Origin of the sequence: Pseudomonas sp. KK18, assembly GCF_037094675.1 — a bacterium.
Taxonomy (GTDB): domain Bacteria; phylum Pseudomonadota; class Gammaproteobacteria; order Pseudomonadales; family Pseudomonadaceae; genus Aquipseudomonas.
On sequence record NZ_CP146605.1, the window covers coordinates 7,063,314 to 7,088,430 of the forward strand.

At 59.1% G+C, this 25,117-nt stretch carries 23 protein-coding genes and 1 pseudogene; 14 read left to right on the forward strand and 10 right to left on the reverse strand.

Going from position 1 to position 25,117, the window contains the following annotated elements; all coding sequences use genetic code 11:
- Window positions 1–122: 122 nt before the first annotated feature.
- The 8 genes from V6607_RS32245 to V6607_RS32280 all read left to right on the forward strand — a co-directional run bounded on the left by V6607_RS32245 (window position 123) and on the right by V6607_RS32280 (window position 9,884).
- The gene (locus tag V6607_RS32245) at window positions 123–2,069 is read left to right on the forward strand and encodes a type VI secretion system Vgr family protein (RefSeq protein ID WP_134327538.1); all 1,947 of its coding nucleotides are present in this window, start codon (window positions 123–125) and stop codon (window positions 2,067–2,069) included.
- Window positions 2,070–2,084: 15 nt separating this feature from the next.
- Window positions 2,085–2,519 carry a DcrB-related protein gene (locus V6607_RS32250; protein ID WP_017476738.1) on the forward strand — a complete coding sequence of 145 codons (435 nt, stop codon included), beginning with the start codon at window positions 2,085–2,087 and terminating at the stop codon, window positions 2,517–2,519.
- A 14-nt stretch (window positions 2,520–2,533) separates the two neighbouring features.
- Complete coding sequence (locus tag V6607_RS32255; protein WP_134327539.1) at window positions 2,534–6,892, forward strand: RHS repeat-associated core domain-containing protein; 4,359 nt, start codon at window positions 2,534–2,536, stop codon at window positions 6,890–6,892.
- Window positions 6,893–6,914: 22 nt separating this feature from the next.
- Window positions 6,915–7,361, forward strand: coding sequence for a hypothetical protein (locus V6607_RS32260; protein ID WP_134327540.1), 447 nt, complete (start codon window positions 6,915–6,917; stop codon window positions 7,359–7,361).
- Window positions 7,362–7,711: 350 nt separating this feature from the next.
- A complete protein-coding gene (locus tag V6607_RS32265) occupies window positions 7,712–8,275 on the forward strand; it encodes a hypothetical protein (RefSeq protein ID WP_338742782.1) in 564 nt (187 codons plus the stop codon).
- A gap of 230 nt (window positions 8,276–8,505) precedes the next feature.
- Window positions 8,506–9,054 (forward strand): hypothetical protein, encoded by a 549-nt coding sequence (locus V6607_RS32270; protein WP_256662381.1) that lies wholly within the window; start codon window positions 8,506–8,508, stop codon window positions 9,052–9,054.
- A 123-nt stretch (window positions 9,055–9,177) separates the two neighbouring features.
- Window positions 9,178–9,375, forward strand: a complete 198-nt coding sequence (locus V6607_RS32275; protein ID WP_017476743.1) for a hypothetical protein — start codon at window positions 9,178–9,180, stop codon at window positions 9,373–9,375.
- A gap of 134 nt (window positions 9,376–9,509) precedes the next feature.
- A complete protein-coding gene (locus tag V6607_RS32280) occupies window positions 9,510–9,884 on the forward strand; it encodes a DUF4259 domain-containing protein (RefSeq protein ID WP_134327542.1) in 375 nt (124 codons plus the stop codon).
- A 109-nt stretch (window positions 9,885–9,993) separates the two neighbouring features.
- Here the strand turns inward: V6607_RS32280 and V6607_RS32285 are convergent, their stop codons facing one another.
- From V6607_RS32285 to V6607_RS32295, 3 genes are all read right to left on the reverse strand, one after another.
- A complete protein-coding gene (locus V6607_RS32285) occupies window positions 9,994–10,269 on the reverse strand; it encodes an HU family DNA-binding protein (protein ID WP_003213368.1) in 276 nt (91 codons plus the stop codon).
- Window positions 10,270–10,460: 191 nt separating this feature from the next.
- Window positions 10,461–11,609: an FAD-dependent oxidoreductase gene (locus V6607_RS32290; RefSeq protein WP_003213371.1), complete on the reverse strand. Its 1,149-nt coding sequence runs from the start codon at window positions 11,607–11,609 to the stop codon at window positions 10,461–10,463.
- Between the two features lie 48 nt (window positions 11,610–11,657).
- Window positions 11,658–11,825 carry a rubredoxin gene (locus V6607_RS32295; protein ID WP_003213373.1) on the reverse strand — a complete coding sequence of 56 codons (168 nt, stop codon included), beginning with the start codon at window positions 11,823–11,825 and terminating at the stop codon, window positions 11,658–11,660.
- A 195-nt stretch (window positions 11,826–12,020) separates the two neighbouring features.
- On the opposite strand from V6607_RS32295, the gene V6607_RS32300 reads away from it, so the two are divergent.
- Together V6607_RS32300 and ubiA are read left to right on the forward strand one after the other, a co-directional pair.
- The gene (locus V6607_RS32300) at window positions 12,021–12,584 is read left to right on the forward strand and encodes a chorismate lyase (RefSeq protein ID WP_008439472.1); all 564 of its coding nucleotides are present in this window, start codon (window positions 12,021–12,023) and stop codon (window positions 12,582–12,584) included.
- Window positions 12,584–13,474 (forward strand): 4-hydroxybenzoate octaprenyltransferase, encoded by an 891-nt coding sequence (gene ubiA, locus V6607_RS32305; RefSeq protein WP_003213378.1) that lies wholly within the window; start codon window positions 12,584–12,586, stop codon window positions 13,472–13,474. Before V6607_RS32300 ends, ubiA begins: the two co-directional genes overlap by 1 nt.
- Before the next feature lie 33 nt (window positions 13,475–13,507).
- Here ubiA and V6607_RS32310 read toward each other — a convergent pair whose 3' ends face one another.
- The gene (locus V6607_RS32310; RefSeq protein WP_003213380.1) at window positions 13,508–13,888 is read right to left on the reverse strand and encodes a hypothetical protein; all 381 of its coding nucleotides are present in this window, start codon (window positions 13,886–13,888) and stop codon (window positions 13,508–13,510) included.
- Window positions 13,889–14,040: 152 nt separating this feature from the next.
- On the opposite strand from V6607_RS32310, the gene phoB reads away from it, so the two are divergent.
- The 4 genes and pseudogenes from phoB to V6607_RS32330 form a co-directional block, all read left to right on the forward strand.
- On the forward strand, window positions 14,041–14,730 hold the full coding sequence (phoB, locus tag V6607_RS32315) for a phosphate regulon transcriptional regulator PhoB (protein ID WP_003195617.1): 690 nt from the start codon (window positions 14,041–14,043) through the stop codon (window positions 14,728–14,730).
- Window positions 14,731–14,773: 43 nt separating this feature from the next.
- Window positions 14,774–16,096, forward strand: a complete 1,323-nt coding sequence (gene phoR, locus V6607_RS32320; protein ID WP_003213382.1) for a phosphate regulon sensor histidine kinase PhoR — start codon at window positions 14,774–14,776, stop codon at window positions 16,094–16,096.
- 124 nt (window positions 16,097–16,220) lie between these two features.
- Entirely contained in the window at window positions 16,221–17,561 is a 1,341-nt protein-coding gene (locus V6607_RS32325) for a hemolysin family protein (protein ID WP_003213385.1), read from the forward strand.
- Between the two features lie 24 nt (window positions 17,562–17,585).
- A pseudogene (locus tag V6607_RS32330) lies at window positions 17,586–17,672 on the forward strand (outer membrane lipoprotein carrier protein LolA); the annotation flags it as partial.
- 6 nt (window positions 17,673–17,678) lie between these two features.
- Here V6607_RS32330 and V6607_RS32335 read toward each other — a convergent pair.
- The 6 genes from V6607_RS32335 to V6607_RS32360 form a co-directional block, all read right to left on the reverse strand.
- The gene (locus V6607_RS32335) at window positions 17,679–18,329 is read right to left on the reverse strand and encodes a peptidoglycan DD-metalloendopeptidase family protein (RefSeq protein WP_134327543.1); all 651 of its coding nucleotides are present in this window, start codon (window positions 18,327–18,329) and stop codon (window positions 17,679–17,681) included.
- Between the two features lie 236 nt (window positions 18,330–18,565).
- Window positions 18,566–19,465, reverse strand: a complete 900-nt coding sequence (locus V6607_RS32340; RefSeq protein ID WP_003213389.1) for a response regulator — start codon at window positions 19,463–19,465, stop codon at window positions 18,566–18,568.
- A 124-nt stretch (window positions 19,466–19,589) separates the two neighbouring features.
- Window positions 19,590–20,351, reverse strand: coding sequence for a phosphate signaling complex protein PhoU (gene phoU / locus V6607_RS32345; protein WP_003213392.1), 762 nt, complete (start codon window positions 20,349–20,351; stop codon window positions 19,590–19,592).
- A gap of 72 nt (window positions 20,352–20,423) precedes the next feature.
- Entirely contained in the window at window positions 20,424–21,257 is an 834-nt protein-coding gene (gene pstB / locus V6607_RS32350; RefSeq protein ID WP_003213395.1) for a phosphate ABC transporter ATP-binding protein PstB, read from the reverse strand.
- 139 nt (window positions 21,258–21,396) lie between these two features.
- A complete protein-coding gene (gene pstA, locus V6607_RS32355) occupies window positions 21,397–23,067 on the reverse strand; it encodes a phosphate ABC transporter permease PstA (RefSeq protein ID WP_008439475.1) in 1,671 nt (556 codons plus the stop codon).
- 15 nt (window positions 23,068–23,082) lie between these two features.
- Entirely contained in the window at window positions 23,083–25,116 is a 2,034-nt protein-coding gene (locus V6607_RS32360; protein ID WP_174717804.1) for an ABC transporter permease subunit, read from the reverse strand.
- Window position 25,117 lies beyond the last annotated feature (1 nt).

A 25,117-nucleotide genomic window follows, 5' to 3' on the forward strand; every position in this document is an offset into this window, starting at 1 on the left:
TGCTCGCGAAGACGGCGTATCAGTTGATGCATCCGGTGACTGATTCACCGCGTTCGCGAGCAAGCCCGCTCCCACAGTTGGAGCCGGTTCCTACAGTTATTACGCTATTTACGGGTTAACCGATGTTATTCAACCAAGCCTCACGCCTGGCCAAGATCACCAGCCCCCTGGGGCCGGATGTGCTGCTGCTCAATGAAATGGGTGGCGGCGAAGAGCTGGGTCGGCTGTTCAATTTCGAACTGCAGCTGACCTCGCTGGACGCCAACATCGACCTCAACCAGTTGCTGGGCAAGCCCATGAGCCTGAACCTGCAACTGGCGGACGGTGGCGAGCGGCACTTCCACGGCATCGTCGCCCGCTGCAGCCAGAACATCGACCAGGGCCAGTTCGCCAGCTATCAAGTGACTTTGCGCCCGTGGTTGTGGCTGCTGAGCCGCACCTCCGACTGCCGGATTTTCCAGAACCTGAGCATCCCGCAGATCATCAAGCAGGTGTTTCGCGACCTGGGCTTTTCCGACTTCGAAGACGCCCTGAGCCGGCCGTACCGCGAGTGGGAATACTGCGTGCAGTACCGCGAGACCAGCTTCGATTTCGTCAGCCGCCTGATGGAACAGGAAGGCATCTACTACTTCTTCCGCCACGAGCAGGACCGCCACGTGCTGGTGCTGGCCGATGCCTACGGTGCCCACGCCAACGTGCCCGGCTACGCCTCGGTGCCTTACTACCCCAAGGACGAGCAGCAGCGCGAACGCGACCATATGCACAACTGGCACCTGGCACAGGAAGTACAGCCCGGCTCCCTTGAGCTCAACGACTACGACTTCCAGCGCCCCAGCGCGAGCATCGACGTGCGCTCGGCCATGCCGCGCCCGCACACCGCCGGCGACTACCCGCTGTACGACTACCCCGGCACCTACGTCAAAAGCGAAGACGGCGAACACTACGCCCGCACCCGCATCGAAGCCCTGCAAACCCTGCACGAACAAGTGGAGTTCAGCGGCAACGCCCGGGGCCTTGGTTCCGGCCACCTGTTCAGCCTCACCGGCTTCAGTCGCCGCGACCAGAACCGCGAATACCTGATCGTCGGCGCCCGCTACTACATCTCCCAGGAAAGCCTCGAAAGCGGCGGTGGCGCGCCTTCGGCGCAGTTCGAAAGCACCCTTACCTGCATCGACGCGCAACAGAGTTTCCGCCCGCTGGCCAACACCTACCGGCCCATCGTCAAAGGCCCGCAGACCGCGCTGGTGGTGGGGCCCAAAGGCGAAGAAATCTGGACCGACCAATATGGCCGGGTCAAGGTGCATTTCTATTGGGACCGCCACGACCAGTCCAACGAAAACAGCTCGTGCTGGATTCGCGTATCGCAGTCCTGGGCCGGAAAAAACTGGGGCTCGATGCAGATTCCACGGATCGGCCAGGAAGTGATTGTGAGCTTCCTGGAAGGCGATCCCGACCGGCCGATCATCACCGGCCGGGTGTACAACGCCGAGCAGACCGTGCCTTACGACTTGCCGGAAAACGCCACCCAAAGCGGGATGAAAAGCCGCTCCAGCAAAGGCGGCACACCGGCCAACTTCAATGAAATCCGCATGGAGGACAAGAAGGGGTTGGAGCAGCTGTACATCCATGCCGAGCGTAATCAGGACATCGTGGTGGAGGTGGATGAAAGCCATTCGGTGGGGCATGACCGGAACAAGAGTATTGGGCATAACGAGACGGTGACGATTGGCTCAAACCGCCTGCGGGTCGTGCGCAACAACGACACCGTGATTGTGGGCGGGGCCAAGTCCGACAGCGCCGCCACGACCTACACCGTCGAGGCTGGCGACAGTATTCGCCTGGTGTGCGGCGACAGTGTGATTGAGCTCAAGGCTGGCGGAGACATCAACCTGACCTGTGGCTCGTTCAACCTGTTTTCCACCGGCAGCAGCAAAATCCAGACGAAGGGCAAACTGGATATCAACCTTGGCAGCGACAAGGGCACGGTGCCCGGCGCCCAAGGCGTGCAAAGCACGATCAAGTCCGCCGTCGAATCAAAATTTCCCGGCAAGCCCGGCGCCGGTCAATAACGAGATTTCTCCACGATGAATTACCTGATCAACGAAGCCCAATTCACCCTGCCCGATGCAGAGGTACAGGACACCTCAATCAATATCCTCAAGTTCGCCAAGCTGGGCACCACCCTGGTGGTGAGTCGCAGCCCGTTGGCAGATGGCGAGACCTTGCAAAACAACTTCGAGGGCCAGCTGAAAAAGCTCGAACAGCAGGTCAAGGACCTTCGTTATTCGCCGGCGCAAGCCATCAAGGTGGGGCCGGCGCAGGACATCGACGCCTTTGAAGTGCAGAACCGTTTCAACAAAGGCAGCGACAATATTTACCAATATCAGTTGGCAATGCAGATACCCGGCACACGCAACCTGATCGCCTTGAGCTACGTCAAGACCCAGCCCCTGGGACCTGCCGAGGCGGCACATTGGGCAACGCTCAAGAACACGCTCAACTTTGCCGTCACCCCCTGAGCAGAGTCTGAACAATGAGTGAAGACCTCTGGGCTGCCCGCGAAGGCGACGCACTGCTGCACACCTCGGTGATGGCCGATATTCTCGGCGGCGTGCTGGAAGTGGCCGCCTATGCCGCACTCACTACCGTGGGCTGCCTGGCCGTTGCAGGGGCGGTTTTCCTCGCGACCGGTGCGACCATCGCCACAGGCGGCGTTGCATTGGTCTTGGTAGTGGGGGCAGTCGTTGGGATCACCGCAGGGCTCACAGGGGCTGACCTGAAAATATCCAGTTGGTGCGAGTCCGCCGCCAACTGGGTGTTCCCGCCGGTGATTGATGCCTTCATCACCAGCGGTTCGGACAACGTCTTCATCAATGGCAAAAAAGCTGCCCGCGCCGCAGGCAAGATGACTGCGGTTCCGGTCGCACCCAGCGAACCGCCAGCCCCCAGCTTCCTGGACATGGCCGGGGAGTTTTTCTCACAGATGTGGCGCCCGACCGTCGCCTCCCCCGCCCCCGGCACCGAGCCTTGCCCGCTGGACACCGTGGCGTGCAACAAGCACCCGCCCATGCCCCTGCAATTCATTGCCGAGGGGTCCAGCTCGGTATTCATCAATGGCCAGCCTGCGGCGCGCAGTGGAGATCGCAGCACGTGCGACGCCAAGATCGGCACAGCCCCGGGCCTGATCTCGCCGGATGTGCGCATCGGTGGCGGGACCATCGTGGTGCAAGAGATTCGCAGCGGCAAGACGCCGGGCGTGGGTTTGGCGATTGCGGTGGTGATGGCGTTGCGGGGCAACCTGAAGTGTTTCTGGACCAAGCTGCCGTGCCTGGTCGGTGGCTTGGTGGTGGGCGGTGCCATTTCGTATGCAACCAGCAAGGTCACCTCTGCGCTCAAGAGCGCCATGAATGGCTCGCCCAATCCGGTTCACAGCGCGACCGGGGCCAAGGTCCTGGGTGGGGACGAGGAGCTGGACTTCGTGCTGCCGGGCTTGCTCCCGATAGATTGGCAGCGTTTCTACAGCAGCCTCGACACACGCCAGGACGGCCTCTTTGGCGCGGGCTGGAGCGTTGCGTATGAAGTTTCGATCGAGATAGATGCAGACGAAAACCTGCTCTACATCGATGAGCAAGGACGCCGTCTGGAGATCGGCTACATCCCCTTGTCCGGCGGAGCATTCGACCCGGGCGAAGGCCTTGCGGTCAGGCGCAGTGCCGACGGCGCGGTATTGATCGAGAGCATCGACGGCCTGTATCGCCTGTTCGAGCCCGACCCGCTGAACAGCGCGCGCATGCGTCTGCAGCTGCTGGGTGATCGCAATGAAGGGCGGATCTTTCTCGACTACGACGCTCAGGGGCGGCTGTATCGCCTGCGCGACACCCATGACTTGATGCACGTCGAACTGAGCTACTCGGCTGAACACCCACGGCGCGTGAGCCACATCGAACGGCGTTATCTGCGCCAGGAACATTTCGATGCGCGCAGCGATGTGCTCGTCAGCTACCGCTATGACAGCAACGGCGACCTGGCTGAAGTGTTGGATGTGCAAGGCACAACCCTTCGACGCTTTGCTTATGACAATGGCCGGCGAATGGTCGAACACCAGTTGCCGAGTGGCCTGCGCTGCTTCTATCAATGGAGTGCAGTGACCGGCCCGGACGGTGAAGAGTGGCGCGTGAGCCGCCACTGGACAGACGCAGGCGATGAATACACCTTCGACTACGATCTCGACGCCGGCATTACCCGCGTGACCGATGGCCTGATGCGCGTCAGTACACGGCATTGGAACCCGCAGTACCAGATCACTCGCTACGTCGACAACCTGGGCCATACGTGGCTGTTCGAGTGGAGCGAAGACCGCCAGTTGCTCGGCGCGACTGACCCGCAAAACGGTCAGTGGCGCTTCAATTATGACGCGTCCGGCAACCTGAGCGCGGTGATCGATCCACTGTCCAGAACCAGCGGCACGCAGTGGCTCGCGCACTGGGCGTTGCCCCAAGTAGAGACCGACCTTGCGGGCAACAGTTGGCACTATCGCTATGACCAGCGAGGCAACTGCATCGAGGAAATCGACCCGCTGGGCAATAGCACGCGCTACGTCTACGACGGGTTCGGTCAACCAGTGCGCATCATCGACGCCACGGAAAAAACCAAAACGCTGCATTGGAACGAATGGAGCCAACTGGTCGAAGCGGTGGATTGCTCGGGTTATCCCACCCGTTATCAATACGATGCCTTTGGCAATCTGGTGGTGCAGACCAATGCGGAAGGTGAGTCGGTTCGCTACCGGTACGGTCCCCAGGGGCTATTGCTGGAATGCCAGCTCCCGGATGGCCGCGTGGAACAGTTCCAACGCAGCGCCAGCGGTTACCTGACGGCCCATGTCGACCCGGCCGGCAGCACCACGCGCTATGCCTATGACCTGCGTGGCCTGGTCAAACAGCGCTGGGATGCGCACAACCGCACGGTCATGTTCGACCATGACGCCTATGGCCGATTGCGCAGGCTGTCCAATGAGAACGGCGAAAGCTATCGCTTTGAGTGGGATGCATGCGACCGCATGGTGCGGCAGCAAGACCTCGACCAGAGTCAGCGCTGCTACACCTATGATCCGCTGGATGATGTCGTCGCCGTGGACTTCCTGCCGGGGACAGAAGGCGAACCGGTAGCGCCATTGTCACACCAGTTTCAGCGAGATCCGGTTGGACGCCTGGTCAGCAAAGTCACCGCCGACGGCACCACCGTTTACGAACATGACCTGAACGACCAACTGGTCGGCGTCACATTCACCGCGCTTGACGGTCAGCAGCAGCGACTGGGTTTCAGCTACGACGCGCTGGGGCAACTGCTGCAGGAGCAAGGCACAGCGGGCTCCTTGCAGCATCACTACGACGAATTGGGGAACCTGATTCAGACCCAGTTGCCCGACGGTCGATGGCTGAACCGCCTCTACTACGGCAGCGGTCACCTGCATCAGTTGAATCTCGATGGGAAGGTCATCAGCGACTTCGAGCGTGATCGTTTGCATCGCGAAGTGCAGCGCACTCAAGGCCAACTCAGGACGAACACCGCGTATGACCGCAGTGGAAGGGTTCGCTCGCGCCAGCGCCGCAGTATTGACCAACCGTGGCAGTTGCCGCCATTGGTTGAGACTGACTACAGCTACGATCCCAGCGATAACCTGATCGGGCGTCGGCGTGTTGACCGTGTTCATGATCGTCAAGAGCAGTTGGGTTACGACAGTACCGAACGTATTCTCGTCAGCCACCAAGTAGGACAGACCGAAACCTTTGCTTATGACGCGGCAGCCAACCTGCTTGACGGCCCACAACAGGGTGGCTTGGTAAGGCATAACAGGCTGCTCACCTACCAAGACAAACGCTATAAATACGATGCTTTTGGTCGAATGATCGAAAAGCGCAGCTCTGTTCGTGGCGTGCAGCGTTTCGCCTACGATGCTGAAAGCCGATTAGTTGAAGTACGCAATGAAAATGGCAACGTGGTCAAAATGGCCTACGACCCTCTGGGCCGTCGCATCGAGAAGACTGAACACGACAGCGTCGGGTACGCATTGGGCATAACGCGCTTCATTTGGGATGGATTGCGGCTGCTGCAAGAATACAAACACAGTCAGACCAGCCTCTATGTCTATGAAGACGAAGGTTACATGCCGCTTGCTCGCATAGATGGCTCCGGCCCACAGCAAAAAGTCCGTCACTATCACAATGACCTCAACGGCATGCCGGAGCAGCTAACCGAAACCGATGGGCACCCCCTCTGGCGGGCAAGCTTTCGAGTGTGGGGCACTGCCATGGAGGAAGTACGCGAGGCCTCGTACATCGAAGATCAGAATCTTCGGTTTCAGGGACAGTACCTGGACCGGGAAACTGGGCTTCATTTCAATACCTACAGGTTTTATGACCCGGACGTGGGACGGTTTACCACGCCAGATCCTATTGGATTGGCGGGGGGCGTCAATCTATATCAATATGCCCCGAACCCATTGGCCTGGGTCGACCCCTGGGGCTGGAAATGTTGGAGCACCGCAAGGAAAGGCGTCTGGAAAAGTGCTGCAGCCAAGGCGCCACCCGGCAAATATTCCTCTAGAAACCTAGCGCGGATGTCGGAAGGTAAAGCGCCCAGGATGAGAGTTGAAGTTCGTTATCGTGACAGTGCGAGGAACAGGCGACTCGGGCGTGTTGGCAAAACCAAAGTCATCGATGTGCCGATGGAGCTGAATCATCAGTACATTCCTCAGCGATCTCGATCAAACGTTGCTCACGGGGAGTGGAACCTGACTAAAGCTACCCCTTGGGGGCACGAATCAATGGATAAATTTCGCCATACCGGCTGGGACTTGGTGAGAGTTGTGAAAACCACAGGGCAATGGTAAGTCACGCCTTGAAGGAGCAGACATGAGTGAGTTGACTGATTTTCACGTTTTCTGGGGCGCGGCGATGGCTGTTGCTGAGAAGAAATCCGCCTCGATGGAGGCTGACGGAGCGGAGGATTTCGCCCGGCTGCTTTACGATGAATATGTTGAGCAAGGCGCGCCGAAGAATAAAAAGAAATGGCTGGCAGAACGACTTGAAAATGAATTCCTGTGTTTGAAGGAGCGCCCGGCATGGGTAGGAGAGCCGGCTTGGTTGTACCATCAGGGCCAACCTATGGTGTTTTTACACCAGTTTTCAGTTTCACCTTCAGCACAGCACATTAAAGAAAAAATCTCTCTTGGTGACACCGTTTACGTGTTTGGCGCAAAACATCGCCTCAAAAGGCCGGCAGGGGATACGTGGACTGATATATATCGCACGGCCGTTCAAACCCTTGAAGGTGAAACCACAGTGGAAGTACTGGTCTAGACCGTACAAAAAAGCGAGGTCAGGTATCTCACGTACGCCTTCGCACAGACACCTGAAACAGATAACGTTCTGACAAGCAATCAAAGTGGAACAAAGAACAATAAAGGGGGCAGATTTATTTAGATAAAAGGCCGTCAGATAAATTAAATAAATCCGTCCCTATTACCCAAAGTCGTCAATGGAAGCCCTGTACATATGCGGCCACAACGGGGCAACAGCGGTGCAAAAACTCAAGCAAACTTCACCAGAACTGAAAGGCTCCAGGCGCTTGCTGACTTCTACAAAGGAAAATGGGCACAATACAAAGATGCTGTTGTCGACTTCTTCACACAACATCCGGGACTAAAGTAATGACTAGATTTTTGACCATCGCCTACGACTTAAGTGCCATCAATAATCATGCCTACTTTTTTGAGGAGGCACCTGAAAACATATTTTGCAAGAGCTGTGGTTGCTGCATTGATCCTAGCTACCAACCCGCAGAACTTAGAACACCAAACAAAACTGATATTGGCGTAACTTATGATCGGAGGTTCATCGCATCACTGCGCTTCAAGGAATACATTGACAGTTTAGATCTGAACGTTGATTTTTCATTGATCAATGAAAAAAAACAACTATTTCTCATCCGACCCAAGCACGTTATCAGCTACAGCGCTCAACAGCAGGAAAACCTCTGCGGTACCTGTCATCAGTATTTTGACTGTGTGGCCCCTCTCCCGACATTCTATCAGGAAACTGGAAAACCTCTTGAGCACGGAATGTTTTTCACAAGTATTAGCTTCGGTAGCGGAAAGGAAAAAAGTCCTTCCATTATTCTCGGCATCGAAACGGCACTTGAGATTAAAAGCGCAATAAAGTCATTGAAATTCAGAGGAGCCGACATAAGCAAAATTATTTCTCCTCAAAATTAATTGGCATAAAGGGAGCCGATACAAATGGACGGGGTTATTTAGACTTACAGCCATAAGATAAATTAAATAAATCAGCCCTTCACCAGTATGTCACACCCGTTAACCGTTAGTTTTTCGAAGCGAACAATGCAATGTATCTGAGTATACTCATCCTACAAGAAAGTGACGCAGCCGCTCTGAATGAGAGTATCTGTATTCGCCATCTGGGCCACCACATCACGCAGATATTCATGACACTGTTGCCCAAGGTGAACATCAACGGCAGTAGTAAAATCGTCGTTTCTTTAGGCCCCTGCGGCGACGAAGACGTGTTTGACAATGTGTTGGGCGTGACAAACATATTTATAGAAGACTTCGACTTTAAACTTTTTTTATCCCTAGATCGTCTCAACCAAGACAAAAAACTTTTAGAGACATTACGAAATGCACTCATTGATATCGCTACGAAAAAAGGAATCAACGAGGCGACTGTTGAGGTCATAAACTCTACTGCTGACAGCGTCTTAGAAACACACTTTCAGCTGGAGACTTCGATTAAAAAGCTTGCAAAAAACAGCAAAGACAAAAAGCACAAAATTGCTATTTTCAGGCTCTTGAACGCAGAAGTCGGAGAAAGCTGGTATTGCAACGTGCAGGGTCCAACAAAAAACAAAACCTGGATGCACGAAGTTCCAACTTTCATTGATCGAAGTGATTTTTTCAAGAGCGCAGAACTCCACGAAAATAATTACAAGGTAAAAAATCGATTGGGGAACGTCGTTTTTGAGCTGACTTTTTAATAATTAATAAAAAACAGCTTTGAGGGGGCGGCCGTTTAATTACCGCACACCCATCTGCCCTCCTACGCCTATAAACTCAATTGGATGTACTAGGCAGAGAAAATCACTTATTAGGAGTTGCCTATGTCTCGCCACGAATTAATAAAGCTTATATTGAAAATCCAGCACAACGAAGGAACTGAAGAAGAGGCAAGTGCGAACATAGACTTATTGGCAAATAGTGTTTTAGATCCGGATGCTGTCGACTATATCTTCCAACATGACTGGACTGCTGAGTTCATCGCCGACAAAATTATTTCGTACATCCCCATAGTATTATAAAGTGCAATCCTTATAGGGTGAGCACTAGGCCTGAGAACTATAAAATGGGCAGATTTATTTAGGCCAATCATCATCAGGTAAATTAAATAAATCCGTGCCGGTCACCGGCGGAAAAGTTTTCTGAGAAGTAAAAAATGGGCACCTGGAATTACAATCCTTGGGAAAACGATGAAGCCGCCGACTGGTTTCAAGAATTTTGGAAACAACAGAATTTCGCAGTCCTGATCAACGAAATTAACCAGTTTGATCCCACTGAAGAACGTTATGACGCCTTTAGGGCTGCCTGTTATCTATTACAAACCCTGGGCAACCCCTATATATGGCCAGCGGAGCATTTGGCAGAACTGAAGCCCCTGATCCAGCACGCGATTTCAATACTGACCCAAATGATTGACCCAACCAATGAAGACTGGGGGTTTCTTGATATGTGGGGAGGCAGTGCTGATGTCATCAAGGCAGTGGAAGAGCAAGTCGACGCTCTAAAAACGCGTTTAGGCGAACTGGCTTAATCTGGCATACGTACCAGCCCCCAACAAAAAATGGGCACCCGACCCAGTCGGCGTGCCCATTTTTCATCCCGCGTTCACACTCGCATGTGCGTAGCGCAGGCTTCTTTACTTACGGATTGACGCTGTCTTTAAGCGACTTGCCTGGCTTGAACGCAACGGTGTTGCTCGCCTTGATTTTCACCGGCTCGCCGGTTTGCGGGTTTTTGCCGGTGCGGGCGCCGCGGTGGCGCTGCAGGAAGGTGCCGAAGCCTACCAGGGTGACGCTGTCCTTGCGATGCAGCGCGCCGGTGATTTCTTCGAGTACGGCGTTGAGTACGCGGTTGGCCTGTTCTTTGGTCAGGTCTGCTTTTTCTGCAATAGCGGCTGCGAGTTCTGGTTTACGCATAAGTGAAGCCTCTTTGACGGTTTTTTGTTGTTATGTCCGTGCTGCTCTCTATCGGAGCAGCGCCCAAGGCGCCGCAGGCTCTACTCTGCGGCAGACGGGAGTGAGGATGGCATGCCATCGGGGCCTGCGCCAGTCTCACGGCGACCTTTCTACGGTCAAAATGATGCTTATTCCGACAGAACGACCAGCATTTACGCCAGCAGCGGCGGAAGTTCTTTGTTGAGGGCCAGTTTTTCCATCACGGCCGTGCCGGTCAGGGCGTACCCCAGCAGGCGCCCGCTGGCGTCGCGGCACAGGGCCTTGATGTCGCCGCCCTGCCCTTCGACGCTCCACACGCCTTCGGTGCCCCGTGGCGGTGGCGAGACGACCAGCGGGCAGATCGGGGTTTTTACCGTGACGGGCATAGGGCCGTAGCTGACGGCCGTCGCGTTACCCGCCAGGGTCTGGGCCAGGGCGCGGGCGCAGCTCATCAGGGGCATCACGTACAGCAGGTTCAGGCCATCGACCTCGGCGCAGTCGCCCAGGGCGTAGATGTTGGCGTGGGAGGTCTTGAGGTGGCGGTCGACCATGATCCCGCGGTTGATCTGCAACCCGGCGGCGGCGGCCAGGTCGACACGCGGGCGCAGGCCGATGGCAGATACCACCAGGTCGCACTGGATCACTTCGCCATCAGACAAGTGGGCTTCCAGGCCGTCAGCGGTGCGCTGCAGGCGATTGAGCACCGGGCCCAGGTGGAAACGCGCCCCCAGGCCTTCCAGACCGGCCTGCACCGCTGCGGCGGCGGCCGGGTGCAGCAGGGTCGGCATGACTTGCTCGCACGGCGCCACCAGGTCGATCTCGTAGCCGCCGAGGATCAGGTCGTTGGCGAACTCGCAGCCGATCAGCCCGGCCCCCAGCAACAGCACCCGGCGTTTTCCGGCCGCAGCGGCACGAAAGCGTGCGTAGTCTTCGAGGTCGTTGATCGGGAAAATCAGCTCGGCGGCGTCGCCCTGTACCGGCACCCGCACGGTTTCTGCGCCCCAGGCCAGGATCAGGTCGCGATAGGCCACCGCTTCCTCACCGATCCACAAGCGCTTGTGGCCCGGGTCGATGCCGCTGATGCGGGTGTGGGTACGCACTTCGGCCTTCAGTTGCTCGGCCATGGCGCCCGGTTCAGCCATGCTCAGGCCATCGGCTTCCTTGTTCTTGCCAAAACCGGTGGAGAGCATGGGCTTGGAGTAGGAGCGCCCGTCATCTGCGGTGATCAGCAACAGCGGGGTTTCGCTATCGAGCTTGCGAAACTCCCGAGCCAGGTTGTAACCGGCCAACCCCGTGCCGACGATCACGACAGGTGCGTTCATTCCTTTCTCCTTGTAGTACGTTTCTTGAATTGCGATTTAAATCAGCAATCAGCCGATTTCGATCATTTCGAAATCCATTTTGCCCACGCCGCAGTCCGGGCACAGCCAGTCTTCGGGGACGTCCTGCCACAGGGTGCCCGGCGCGATGCCGTCATCCGGCCATCCGTCTTTCTCGTCGTAGATCAGGCCACAGACGACACATTGCCACTTCTTCATTACTTGTTTCCTCAGGTCCAGGCGCGTTGGCCGACGGTCGATAGATGCAACCTTGCCGTGCGGCTCAGGGCGTTTTGTACTGATCAGCAGGCGCAGATGCAAGCATGATCGACGCATGGGCCTGGCGCACTCCGGCAAAAGTCCAGGGCACCATGGTAAGCTCGCCGCCTCATTAACTGCCAATAATGACCCTCCGTGCCGCATTCAAACGCCCTTCCCGATGCTTGCCGATGGCTGACCCAGAGCCTTCTGAGCCCACTGCCCGCGCCGCTGACACTCAACTGGCTGTTCGATGAAGGTTCGCTGACCCGGCGCCTGACGCGCCTGTCCGACGATGGCTTCAGCGTGACGCCGTTGTTCGAAGGCTGGCAGCCACTGCGAGACGACGAATGCGCCACCCTGGACTTGCCCGCCGCCAGCATCGGCTGGGTGCGCGAGGTGTATTTGCGTGGCCATGGCCAGCCGTGGGTGTTTGCCCGCAGCGTGGCGGCCCGCAGCGCCTTGCAGGGCGACGGCTTGCACATGGATGAGTTGGGCAGCCGGTCTCTCGGGGAATTGCTGTTTTGTGACCACGCCTTCACGCGCCAGGCCATCGAGGTACGCCGCTACCCACGGGAATGGCTGCCCCCGGCGGACCAGGCCGATCACCTGTGGGCACGCCGCTCGCGCTTCGACCGCGGGCCGCTGAGCGTGCTGGTGGCCGAGATCTTCCTGCCCACCCTGTGGCAAGCCGTGCACGACCATCCGGAGCGTTTCTGATGTACCAGCGCCTGCTCAAATCCCTGAATCACCTGAACCCAAGGGCCTGGGACTTCATCCAGTTGACCCGCATGGACAAGCCCATCGGCATTTACCTGCTGCTATGGCCCACGCTGTGGGCGCTGTGGATAGCCGGCAAGGGTTCGCCATCGCTGCTCAATATCCTGATCTTCGTGCTCGGCGTGGTACTCACCCGGGCCGGCGGTTGCGTCATCAATGACTGGGCCGATCGCAAGGTCGACGGCCATGTGAAACGCACCGAGCAGCGCCCGCTGGTCAGCGGCAGGATCAGCTCGAAAGAGGCCCTGGTGTTCTTCGCGGTGCTGATGGTCATCAGTTTCCTGCTGGTGTTGCTGACCAACTCCATGACGATCTGGCTGTCCCTGGGCGGCCTCGCGCTGGCGGCCAGCTACCCGTTCATGAAGCGCTACACCTATTACCCGCAGGTGGTATTGGGCGCGGCGTTCTCGTGGGGCATGCCGATGGCGTTCACCGCCGAGACGGGCAGCCTGCCCGCCGCGGCATGGCTGTTGTACATCGCCAACCTGTTGTGGACGGTGGGTTACGACACGTACTACGCGATGACCGATCGCGACGATGACCTGAAAATCGGGGTCAAATCCACCGCGATTCTGTTCGGCGATGCCGACCGGGTGATCATCCTGACCCTGCAGGGCCTGGCACTGGTGTGCCTGTGGCTGGCGGGGATGCGTTTTGAGTTGGGCGGCTGGTTCCACCTGGGCTTGCTGGCGGCGGCCGGGTGTTTTGCCTGGGAGTTCTGGTACACCCGGGACAAGGACCGGCTCAAATGCTTCAAGGCGTTTTTGCACAACCACTGGGCCGGGTTGGCGATTTTTGTCGGGATTGTCGCGGACTACGGATTTCGGTGAGAGGCCAAGCCCCTCACCCTTATCCGGCTCACATCAAGGCTTGGCGACCTTCCACGCCCCGTCCATTTTGCCTTCGCCGGTCATGTCACCGGCCTTCTTGTCCATGATGAAGGTGTAGAGCGGCTTGCCGCTGTAGGCCCACTGGCTTTTCTGGTCGTCACGGGTGATCACGGTCCACTTGCCCATGGGCTTGTCGGTGGATTCTGCCATCAACGGCGGCCAGTTGGTGGCGCACTTGTCGTTGCACATGGATTTGCCATCAGCGTCCTTGGCAAAGGTGTAGAGGGTCATGCCGTTGTGGTCCACCAGCATCCCGTCCTTGGTCATCGCCGGGTCTGCCGCAAACGCCAGTGTCGGCAGCGTTAACGCGGCCGTTACCAGCAGGGCTTTCCAGGAAAAAGTACTGTGAGTCATGGGAACCTTCCTTTTGTGGTTGTCAGGATTCGGACCCAAAGCGTAGTCCAGAGAGGCAAGGATTGCCCAAGCGACTAAATTACTGTCACACGACTGCAATAATTCCGTTATCTAATGCGGCGCAAGACAGTTAAATGACAAGAGGATTTAGCATGGTTGGCAGGAGCATTCTGATCGTTGACGACGAAGCGCCCATTCGCGAGATGATCGCCGTTGCGTTGGAAATGGCCGGCTATGACTGCCTGGAGGCGGAGAACTCCCAGCAGGCCCATGCCATTATCGTCGACCGCAAGCCGGACCTGATCCTGCTGGACTGGATGCTGCCCGGCACCTCCGGCATCGAACTGGCCCGCCGCCTCAAGCGTGACGAGCTGACCGGGGATATCCCGATCATCATGCTCACCGCCAAGGGCGAAGAGGACAACAAGATCCAGGGCCTGGAAGTCGGCGCCGATGACTACATCACCAAGCCCTTTTCCCCACGGGAACTGGTCGCCCGTCTGAAAGCCGTTCTGCGCCGTGCCGGCCCCACCGATGGTGAAGCGCCTATCGAAGTCGACGGCCTGATCCTTGACCCGATCAGCCACCGCGTAACCATCGACGGCAAACCCGCCGAGATGGGCCCCACCGAATACCGCCTGCTGCAATTCTTCATGACCCACCAGGAGCGCGCCTACACCCGCGGCCAACTGCTGGACCAGGTCTGGGGCGGCAACGTGTATGTGGAGGAGCGCACCGTCGACGTGCATATCCGCCGCCTGCGCAAAGCCTTGGGCGACGCTTACGAGAATCTGGTACAAACCGTGCGCGGCACCGGCTACCGGTTTTCCACCAAAGGCTGAGCCAGCCCGAACTGCCCAGACAGCTGAAAGGACGCGTGTTTAAGTGAACCAAAACTGGCATGGCACCCTGATCCGCCACATGCTCCTGTTGATCACCGGCTGCCTGCTGGTGGGCCTGGTCAGCGGCTATTACGGCTGGAGCCTGGCCGTCGGCCTGGGCCTTTACCTGGGCTGGACCCTCAAGCAACTGCTGCGCCTGCACGAATGGCTGCGCCAGCACAAACCCGACGAAGCACCACCCGACGGCTACGGCCTGTGGGGCGAGGTGTTCGACAGCATCTACCACCTGCAACGCCGCGACCAGCGTGTACGCGGGCGCCTGCAAGCGGTGATCGACCGGGTGCAGGAGTCCACCGCCGCACTGAAAGACGCGGTGATCATGCTCGACAGCGACGGCAACCTGGAATGGTGGAACCGCGCCGCAGAGACCCTGCTGGGTCTCAAGACGCCCCAGGACAGCGGCCAGCCGGTAACCAACCTGGTGCGCCACCCGCGTTTCAAGGAGTATTTCGAGCAGGACAACTACGAAGAAGCCCTGGAAATCCCGTCACCGACCAACGACCGCGTGCGTATCCAGCTGTACCTGACGCGCTACGGCAATAACGAACACTTGATGCTGGTGCGTGATGTCACACGCATCCATCAGCTGGAACAGATGCGCAAGGACTTCGTCGCCAACGTCTCCCACGAACTGCGCACACCGCTGACAGTGATCTGCGGTTATCTGGAGACGCTGCTCGATAACGTCGAAGACGTGAACCCGCGCTGGACCCGTGCCCTGCAACAGATGCAGCAGCAAGGCTCGCGCATGCAAACCCTGCTTAACGACCTGCTGTTGCTGGCCAAGCTGGAAGCCACCGATTACCCCTCGGACAACCATCCGGTGCCGGTGCAAAGCCTGTTGCAGACGATCAAGAGCGACGCCCAGGCATTGTCCGGGCAGCGTGAACAGCAGATCACCCTTGAAGCCGACCCATCGATACTGCTCAAGGGCAGCGAGGGCGAGTTGCGCAGCGCGTTTTCCAACCTGGTGTTCAACGCCGTCAAATACACCCAGGACAAAGGCAACATCCGCATCCGCTGGTGGGCCGACGACCAGGGCGCACACCTCAGCGTGCAGGACTCCGGGATGGGCATCGACGCCAAGCATTTGCCGCGCCTTACCGAGCGTTTCTACCGCGTCGACTCCAGCCGCAACTCCAACACCGGCGGCACCGGGCTCGGCCTGGCCATCGTCAAACATGTGCTGCTGCGCCATCGCGCGCGGCTGGAAATCAGTAGCGTGCTCGGCCACGGCAGTACCTTTACCTGCCATTTCCCGCCGGCCCAGGTGACACATTCCCGGGTCCTTCATCAGGACGAGTGACCCTCCGCCCGGCAGCCGCCACTAGGCAAGCGCCCCGTCAGCCGCTACATTGGCGGACTTGCGCCTGCCTTTCAGGCCCACCTGCTCACCCTTTTCGATTAGACGGAACCCGCAAAACCCCATCATGGACCCTTCCCCTGGCATCACCCTCGCGACACTCTTCGCCGACTTCGGCATGATTCTTTTTGCACTGATCCTGGTACTGCTCAACGGCTTTTTCGTTGCGGCGGAATTTGCCATGGTCAAACTGCGCTCGACCCGGGTCGAGGCCATCGCCCACAAGAACGGCTGGCGCGGGCAGATCCTACGCACCGTACACAGCCAGCTCGACGCCTATCTGTCGGCCTGCCAGTTGGGTATCACCCTCGCCTCCCTGGGCCTGGGCTGGGTCGGTGAGCCGGCCTTCGCGCACATCCTCGAGCCGTTGCTGGGGGCGATCGGTGTGCAGTCGCCGGAAGTGATCAAGGGCGTGTCGTTCTTTGCCGCCTTCTTCGTGATCTCGTACCTGCACATCGTGGTTGGTGAACTGGCGCCCAAGTCCTGGGCCATTCGCAAGCCCGAGTTGCTGTCGCTGTGGACCGCCGTGCCGCTGTACCTGTTCTACTGGGCCATGTACCCGGCGATCTACCTGCTCAACGCCAGTGCCAACGCCATCCTGCGCATCGCCGGCCAAGGCGAGCCTGGCCCGCACCACGAGCACCATTACAGCCGTGAAGAACTGAAACTGATCCTGCACTCCAGCCGCGGCCAGGACCCGAGCGACCAAGGCATGCGCGTGTTGGCCTCCGCCGTGGAAATGGGCGAGCTGGAAGTGGTGGACTGGGCCAACTCCCGGGAAGACTTGGTGACCCTGGACTTCAACGCACCGCTCAAGGAAATCCTGGCGCTGTTCCGTCGCCACAAGTTCAGCCGTTACCCGGTGTACGACGCCGTGCGCAACGAGTTCGTCGGCCTGCTGCACATCAAGGACCTGCTGCTGGAACTGGCGGCCCTGGACCACATTCCCGAGTCGTTCAACCTGGCCGAGCTGACCCGCCCGCTGGAACGCGTATCGCGCCATATGCCGCTGTCGCAACTGCTCGAGCAGTTCCGTAAAGGCGGCGCGCACTTCGCCCTGGTGGAAGAGGCCGACGGCAAGGTCATCGGCTACCTGACCATGGAAGACGTTCTGGAAGTACTGGTAGGCGACATCCAGGACGAACACCGCAAGGCCGAGCGCGGCATCCTCGCTTACCAGCCGGGTAAATTGCTGGTGCGTGGCGACACGCCGCTGTTCAAGGTGGAGCGCCTGCTGGGCGTCGACCTGGACCACATCGAGGCCGAAACCCTGGCCGGGCTGATCTACGACACCCTGAAACGAGTGCCGGAAGAGGAAGAAGTGCTGGAAGTCGAAGGCCTGCGCATCATCATCAAGAAGATGAAAGGGCCGAAGATCGTGTTGGCCAAGGTGCTATTGCTCGACTAGGGCACACCCCCTGTAGGAGCGAGCTTGCTCGCGAAGGACGTTAACGATAACGCTGGGATCCTGACACCCGGCAGCGCCCTCAGGTTTTTCGCGAGCAAGCTCGCTCCTACAAAAGCCTTATCGCGTGCCCAATGCAAAATTGGGCAACGCCTGCACCGGTTGGTTGAATTCATAGGGAATCGACACCAGCCCCGACGCCGTCGTGCGCTGCACCACAAAATGCAGATGCGGCCCGCTGCTGTTGCCGGTATTGCCCGACAGCGCCAGCGGGCTGCCCACCGCCACGCGCTGCCCTTCCCTGACGCTGACCGACCCTTGCTTGAGGTGCAGGTACACGCCTTGCGTGCCGTCATCGTGCTGCACCCGCACGAAATTGCCCGATGGATCGCTGCCGCGCCCGCTCTGCTCGTTCTCGGTTTTCAGTACGACACCGCCACGTGCCGCGATGATTGGCGTGCCTTCAGGCATGGCAATGTCCATCGCATAACGGCTTTTGAGCTCGGAGTGGCTGAAGGTACCGTTGGGGCCTTGGGTGAGACGGAACGGACCGCCACGCCAGGGCAAGGGATAACGATAGGAAGCGGGTTGCGACGGATATACAGGCCTGGGAATCACCCGCTCCTGATACACAAACGCCTGCGCCCCGGGCGTGTACCGGTCGCTGAAGACCACAGCGCCGTCGGCGTCGATGGATTTGTAGAGGGTCATGGACATCGCCGGCATGACAACGGCGAACAGTCCACACAGCAGCAGTGAGCGCACGAGCATCGGGTTGGCCTGCCAGGGACGACTGAATGGCAGGCTAACAAGGGATCATGACAGTGCTATGTGAACCAAACACTAACCCTGTGGCGAGGGGGCTTGTCCCCCGTTGGGCTGCGCAGCGGCCCCAGTAGAGTTATCGCGCAGGGTCAGGCAGAACTCAATTACAGGGTTTGGGGCCGCTACGCAGCCCAACGGGGGACAAGCCCCCTCGCCACAGGTTTTTTGGAGACCCCATCAAGTCACGCACCCGGCACAAAATGCTTCTGTGCGGTCCCGCGGGCGATCAGCCGCGAAATGTAGTCAAGCTTCTGCGCATCCTGGTCGATAAACCGGAAGGTCAGTTGCAGCCAGTCACTGTCGGGCTTGGGCTCGTAGGCCACCACGGCATGCAGGTAGCCATTCAGACGCGCCACTTCAGCGTTCTCACCCTGCTCCAGGTCGAGCACGGCGCTTTCCAGTACCTGAGGCAGGATTTCACCACGACGTACCACCAGCAGCGCCTCCTTGATACTCAGGGCCTTGATCACACACTGCTGGGTGCCACTGGACAAGCGCAGCTGGCCCTGGCCACGACCGCTGGCAGGCGACGCTGCCGCAGCCACCTGCACCGGCGGGCTGTTGAGCAGGCCTTTGCTGGGCGCGGCCACCGGGGCCGGCTTGACTGCGTCAGGCTTGCCACCAGTGAGGGCGCTGAGGGAATCGTTACCGAACGCCGAGTTCATCTTCGTCGGTGCGCTGGCGATCAGCGCGTCGAGGCGGCCAATCTTGTTCAGTGCCTGCTTGACCTTGTTCAGCAACTGCTCGTTGGTGAATGGCTTGCTGACGTAGCCGGAAACCCCGGCCTGGATCGCCTGCACCACGTTTTCCTTGTCGCCACGGCTGGTCACCATGACGAAAGGCATGGCTTTGAGATGAGGCTGTTCACGGCACCAGGTCAACAGTTCCAGGCCGGACATTTCCGGCATTTCCCAGTCGCACAGCACCATGTCGAAGGTTTCGCGCATCAGGATGGCCTGGGCCTTTTTGCCGTTCACCGCATCTTCGATCTTGATCCCCGGGAAGTAGTTACGCAGGCACTTCTTCACCAGGTCGCGAATAAACGAGGCGTCATCCACCACCAATACACTGACTTTGCTCATCGACCCTTCATCCTATAAAAACCCCGGCAAGCATAACGCTTCGCTGATGGCGTTTTGCCAAAAATTCCAACACCACAAACGAAAACGCCCGACCAAAGGCCGGGCGTTTATTTCTCGGGCAATCTTACTTATCGTCAGGAACGCCCGGAACATTAGGGATTTGATCGGTCGTACCTTCAACTTCTGCTTTCATCCGCTTGAGGCCCATGTGCCGCACGTCGGTACCCCGCACCAGGTAAATCACCAGTTCCGAGATGTTGCGTGCGTGGTCGCCGATGCGTTCCAGCGAACGCAGTACCCAGATGATGCTCAGTACCCGTGAGATAGAGCGCGGGTCTTCCATCATGTAGGTCGCCAGTTCGCGCAGCGCCGTCTTGTATTCGCGGTCGATGGTCTTGTCGTATTGGGCCACCGACAACGCCAGCTCGGCGTCGAAACGGGCAAACGCGTCGAGGGCGTCGCGAACCATGTTGCGCACCTGGTCACCGATGTGGCGCACTTCGACATAACCACGCGGCGCTTCGCCTTCCTCACACAACTGGATGGCGCGGCGGGCGATCTTGGTGGCTTCGTCACCGATGCGCTCCAGGTCGATCACCGACTTGGAGATGCTGATGATCAAACGCAGGTCGGACGCCGCCGGCTGACGACGGGCCAGGATGCGCAGGCATTCTTCGTCGATGTTGCGTTCCATCTGGTTGATCTGGTCATCGATCTCGCGCACTTGCTGGGCCAGGCCCGAGTCGGCCTCGATCAGCGCGGTGACGGCGTCGTTGACTTGCTTCTCCACCAGCCCGCCCATGGCCAGGAGGTGGCTGCGCACCTCCTCAAGCTCGGCGTTGAACTGCGCGGAGATGTGATGGGTAAGGCCTTCTTTGCTAATCATGTTGGCGTCCTTGGAACGTCCAGTAAGGTGCGGTCGACCGCAGCATCAGTTCAGTGAGCAACCAGCCACCTGCTAGCCGTAGCGACCGGTGATGTAGTCTTCGGTCTGCTTCTTCGCCGGGTTGGTGAACAGGGTATCGGTGTCGCCAAATTCCACCAGCTTGCCCATGTACATGAACGCGGTGTAGTCGGAAACCCGCGCCGCCTGTTGCATGTTGTGGGTCACGATGACGATGGTGAACTTGGATTTGAGTTCGTAGATCAGCTCTTCGACTTTCAACGTGGAGATGGGGTCGAGTGCCGAGCACGGTTCATCGAGCAGCAGCACTTCCGGCTCCACGGCGATGGTGCGGGCGATCACCAGACGTTGCTGCTGGCCGCCGGACAAACCGAGGGCCGACTCGTGCAGGCGGTCCTTGACCTCGTCCCACAGCGCCGCGCCTTTCAGTGCCCACTCAACGGCTTCGTCGAGGACGCGCTTTTTGTTGATGCCCTGGATGCGCAGGCCGTAGACCACGTTTTCGTAGATGGTCTTGGGAAACGGGTTGGGCTTCTGGAACACCATGCCCACCCGGCGCCGCAGCTCGGCTACGTCTTCGCCCTTGCGGTAGATGTTGGTGCCGTACAGGTTGATCGCGCCCTCGACGCGGCAGCCGTCCACCAGATCGTTCATCCGGTTGAAGGTGCGCAGCAGGGTCGACTTGCCGCAACCGGACGGGCCGATGAAGGCGGTCACGCGCTGCTTCGGAATGTTCATGCTGACGTCGTACAGCGCTTGCTTGTCGCCGTAGTACAGGCTCAGGCCCGGGACTTCGATGGCCACGGTTTCCTGGGCCAGGCTCAGGCTCTGCTTGTCGCGACCCAGGGCTGACATGTTGATGCCGTGGGAATGGGTTTCATGTTGCATGGGATGCTCCCTGTGCTACCAATTCGTTTTGTGGGAGCGGGCTTGCTCGCGAAGGCGTCAGGTCAGTTGACCCATGTATGACTGATACACCGCATTCGCGAGCAAGCCCGCTCCCACATTTAGTCCGCGTTCACTTCAATTAACTGTCCAGCGCTTTGTATTTTTCGCGCAGGTGGTTACGAATCCACACCGCCGACAGGTTGAGCGTGGCGATCACCAGCACCAGCAGCAAGGCGGTGGCGTACACCAGCGGCCGCGCGGCTTCGACGTTGGGGCTCTGGAAGCCGACGTCATAGATATGGAAGCCCAGATGCATGATCTTCTGGTCCAGATGCAGGTACGGGTAGTTGCCGTCCACCGGCAGCGACGGCGCCAGTTTCACCACACCCACCAGCATCAGCGGCGCCACTTCACCGGCGGCGCGGGCCACGGCGAGGATCATGCCGGTCATCATCGCCGGGCTGGCCATCGGCAGCACGATCTTCCACAGCGTTTCCGCCTTGGTCGCGCCCAGTGCCAAAGAACCTTCACGTACGGTGCGAGGAATCCGCGCCAGGCCTTCTTCAGTGGCCACGATCACCACCGGTACCGCCAGCAGCGCCAGGGTCAGGGATGCCCAGAGCAGGCCAGGCGTACCAAAGGTCGGTGCCGGCAAGGCCTCGGCGAAGAACAGCCGGTCAACCGAGCCGCCCAGTACGTACACAAAGAAGCCAAGGCCGAACACGCCGTAAACGATGGCGGGTACACCGGCCAGGTTGTTCACCGCGATGCGGATGATCCGCGTCAGGGTGTTCTGCTTGGCGTATTCACGCAGGTACACCGCCGCCAGCACGCCGAACGGGGTCACGATCATCGCCATGATCAGGGTCATCATCACGGTGCCGAAGATCGCCGGGAAAATCCCGCCTTCGGTGTTGGCTTCCCGTGGATCGTCGCTGAGGAATTCCCAGACCTTGCTGAAGTAGAAGCCAACCTTGGTCATGTAGCCCATGGCGTTCGGCTGGTAAGCGTGCACCACCTTGCCAATGCCGATTTCGATTTCTTTGCCGTTGGCATCGCGGGCGGTCAGGCTGTCGCGGTTGAACTGGGTGTGCAGGTCGGCCAGGCGGGCTTCGATGTCCTTGTAGCGGTTGTTCAGTTCGGCGCGGCCGCTGTCCATGTCGGCCTGGGCGGTGGCGTCCAGCTTGCCTTCCAGCTCCAGCTTGCGACCGTGCAGGCGGATGCGTTCGAGGCCGGCGTTGATGGCGCCGATGTCGGACTTCTCGAGGGTCTTGAGCTGGGCCGCGAGCTTGTTGACGCGGTCTACGCGGGCTTGCAGTTCCGGCCAGGCCGCCTCGCCTTCGGCGATCACCTTGCCGTCCTGCTTGACGTTGACCAGGGTGCCGTAGAAGTTGCCCCACTCACGACGCTCGATGGCCATCAACTCGACCGGCTTGGTCTGGTTGGTCAGCCACTCGCCGACGATCCAGGTGAAGTCATTGCCGTTCAAGTCACGGTTGCCGACCTTGATCAGCTCGCGGGTCATGAACTCCGGGCCTTGGTCCGGCACCGGCAAGCCAGCGCTTTTCAGGCGCTCGCGGGGCACTTCTTCTTTCTGCACCACTTCGCCGACGACGATGTGATTTTCCTGGCCCGGCACGTTGTAGTTGGCCTGGATCAGGTCGGCCGGCCAGAAGTGGCCCAGGCCACGCACGGCGATCACGGCCAGCAGACCAATGGTCATGATGACCGCGATGGACACCGCGCCACCGCTGATCCAGACGCCTGGGGCGCCGCTCTTGAACCATCCATTCAGGGAGTTCTGTTTCACAGACTTCTACCTTTCTTAAAGCGACGAGTATTTCTTGCGCAGACGCTGACGAATCAGCTCGGCGAGGGTGTTCATGATGAAGGTGAACAGCAGCAGCACCAGCGCCGAGAGGAACAGCACGCGGTAGTGGCTGCCGCCGACTTCCGATTCGGGCATTTCCACCGCGACGTTGGCTGCCAGGGTTCGCAGGCCTTCAAACAGGTTCATCTCCATCACCGGCGTGTTGCCGGTGGCCATCAGCACGATCATGGTTTCACCGACCGCGCGGCCCATGCCGATCATCAGCGCCGAGAAGATGCCCGGGCTGGCGGTCAGGATCACGACGCGGGTCATGGTCTGCCATGGCGTGGCGCCCAGGGCCAGGGAGCCCAGGGTCAGGCCGCGCGGCACGCTGAACACGGCGTCTTCGGCGATGGAGTAGATGTTCGGGATCACCGCGAAACCCATGGCCAGGCCGACTACCAGGGCGTTGCGCTGGTCGTAGGTGATGCCCAGGTCGTGGGAGATCCACATGCGCATGTCGCCGCCGAAGAACCAGGTTTCCAGGTACGGGCTCATGTACAACGAGAGCCAGCCCACAAACAGGATCACCGGGATCAGGATCGCGCTTTCCCAGCCATCCGGGACCCGCAGGCGGATCGACTCAGGCAGGCGGCTGAAGACGAAGCCGGCCACCAGGATGCCGATCGGCAGCAGCATCAGCAGGCTGAAAATCCCCGGCAAATGCCCTTCGACATACGGCGCCAGGAACAGGCCGGCGAAGAAGCCGAGGATCACCGTCGGCATCGCTTCCATCAACTCGATCACCGGCTTGACCTTGCGGCGCAGGCTCGGGGCCATGAAGTAAGCGGTGTAGATCGCAGCGGCAACGGCCAGTGGCGCGGCCAGCAGCATGGCGTAGAACGCGGCCTTCAGGGTACCGAAGGTCAGGGGCGCCAGGCTCATCTTGGGTTCGAAGTCGGTGTTGGCGGCGGTCGATTGCCAGACGTATTTAGGTTCGTCGTAGTTTTCGTACCAGACCTTGCTCCACAGCGCGCTCCAGGAAACTTCAGGGTGCGGGTTGTCCAGCAGCAGCGGTTGCAGCTTGCCGCCGGCCTCGACGATCACACGGTTGGCCCGTGGCGACATGCCGAAGATACCGTTGCCGTCGACCACCTGGTCCACCAGCAACGTACGGTGGGCAGTGCTGTGGAACACACCGAACTTGCCGGAAGCGTCGAGGGCGGTGAAGCCTTTGCGACGTTCTTCAGCAGTGATTTCAACGATAGGCGCGGTGCCCATCTGGAAGGTACGGATCTGCTTCAGGCGTTGTTCGCCGTCCGGGTCGCGGGCCATGAACCACTGCGCCAGGCCACCGCTGGAGTTACCGATGATCAGCGAGATGCCGCCCACCAGTTGGGTGCTGGCCGTGACTTGCGCCACGCCGTCTTCCAATAATTTGTAGCGACCGTTGAGGCTGTTGTCCCGCAGGCTGAAAACGTCGGCCTGGGCGCGACCGTTGATCACGTACAGCCACTGCTGGCGCGGATCAACGAAGATGGCTTTGACCGGCTCGGTCATTTGCGGCAGCTCGATGCGTTTCTGCTCGGTGGTGACTTCCTCGGTCATCATGTTTTCTTCACGGCTGATGGACAGCACGTTCAGATGGGCACCACTGGAACCAGCCACCACCAGCGTCGAGTCGGTCGCATTCAAGGCGACATGCTCAAGGGAGCGGCCCTGTTCGTCGAGGACGATCGGTGTTTCGCCGTAAGGGTATTCGACGGCGGGCGAGATGGTCTTCTTGCCGTCCGGGTACGACACTTTATAGGTGTGGCGGAACACCAGGGACTGGCCGTTGGACAGGCCCAGGATCACCAGCGGGCTGCCGGGCTGGTCTTCACCAATGGAGGCGACTGTCACGCCCGCCGGCAACGGCAGGTCAACGCGCTTGAGTTCGGCACCCGTGTCAACGTTGAAGAACAGCGCCTGGCCCTTGTCGGAAACCCGCATGGCGACCTGGTTCTGTTCTTCCATGGAGATCATCAGCGGCTTGCCGGCGTCCTGCAGC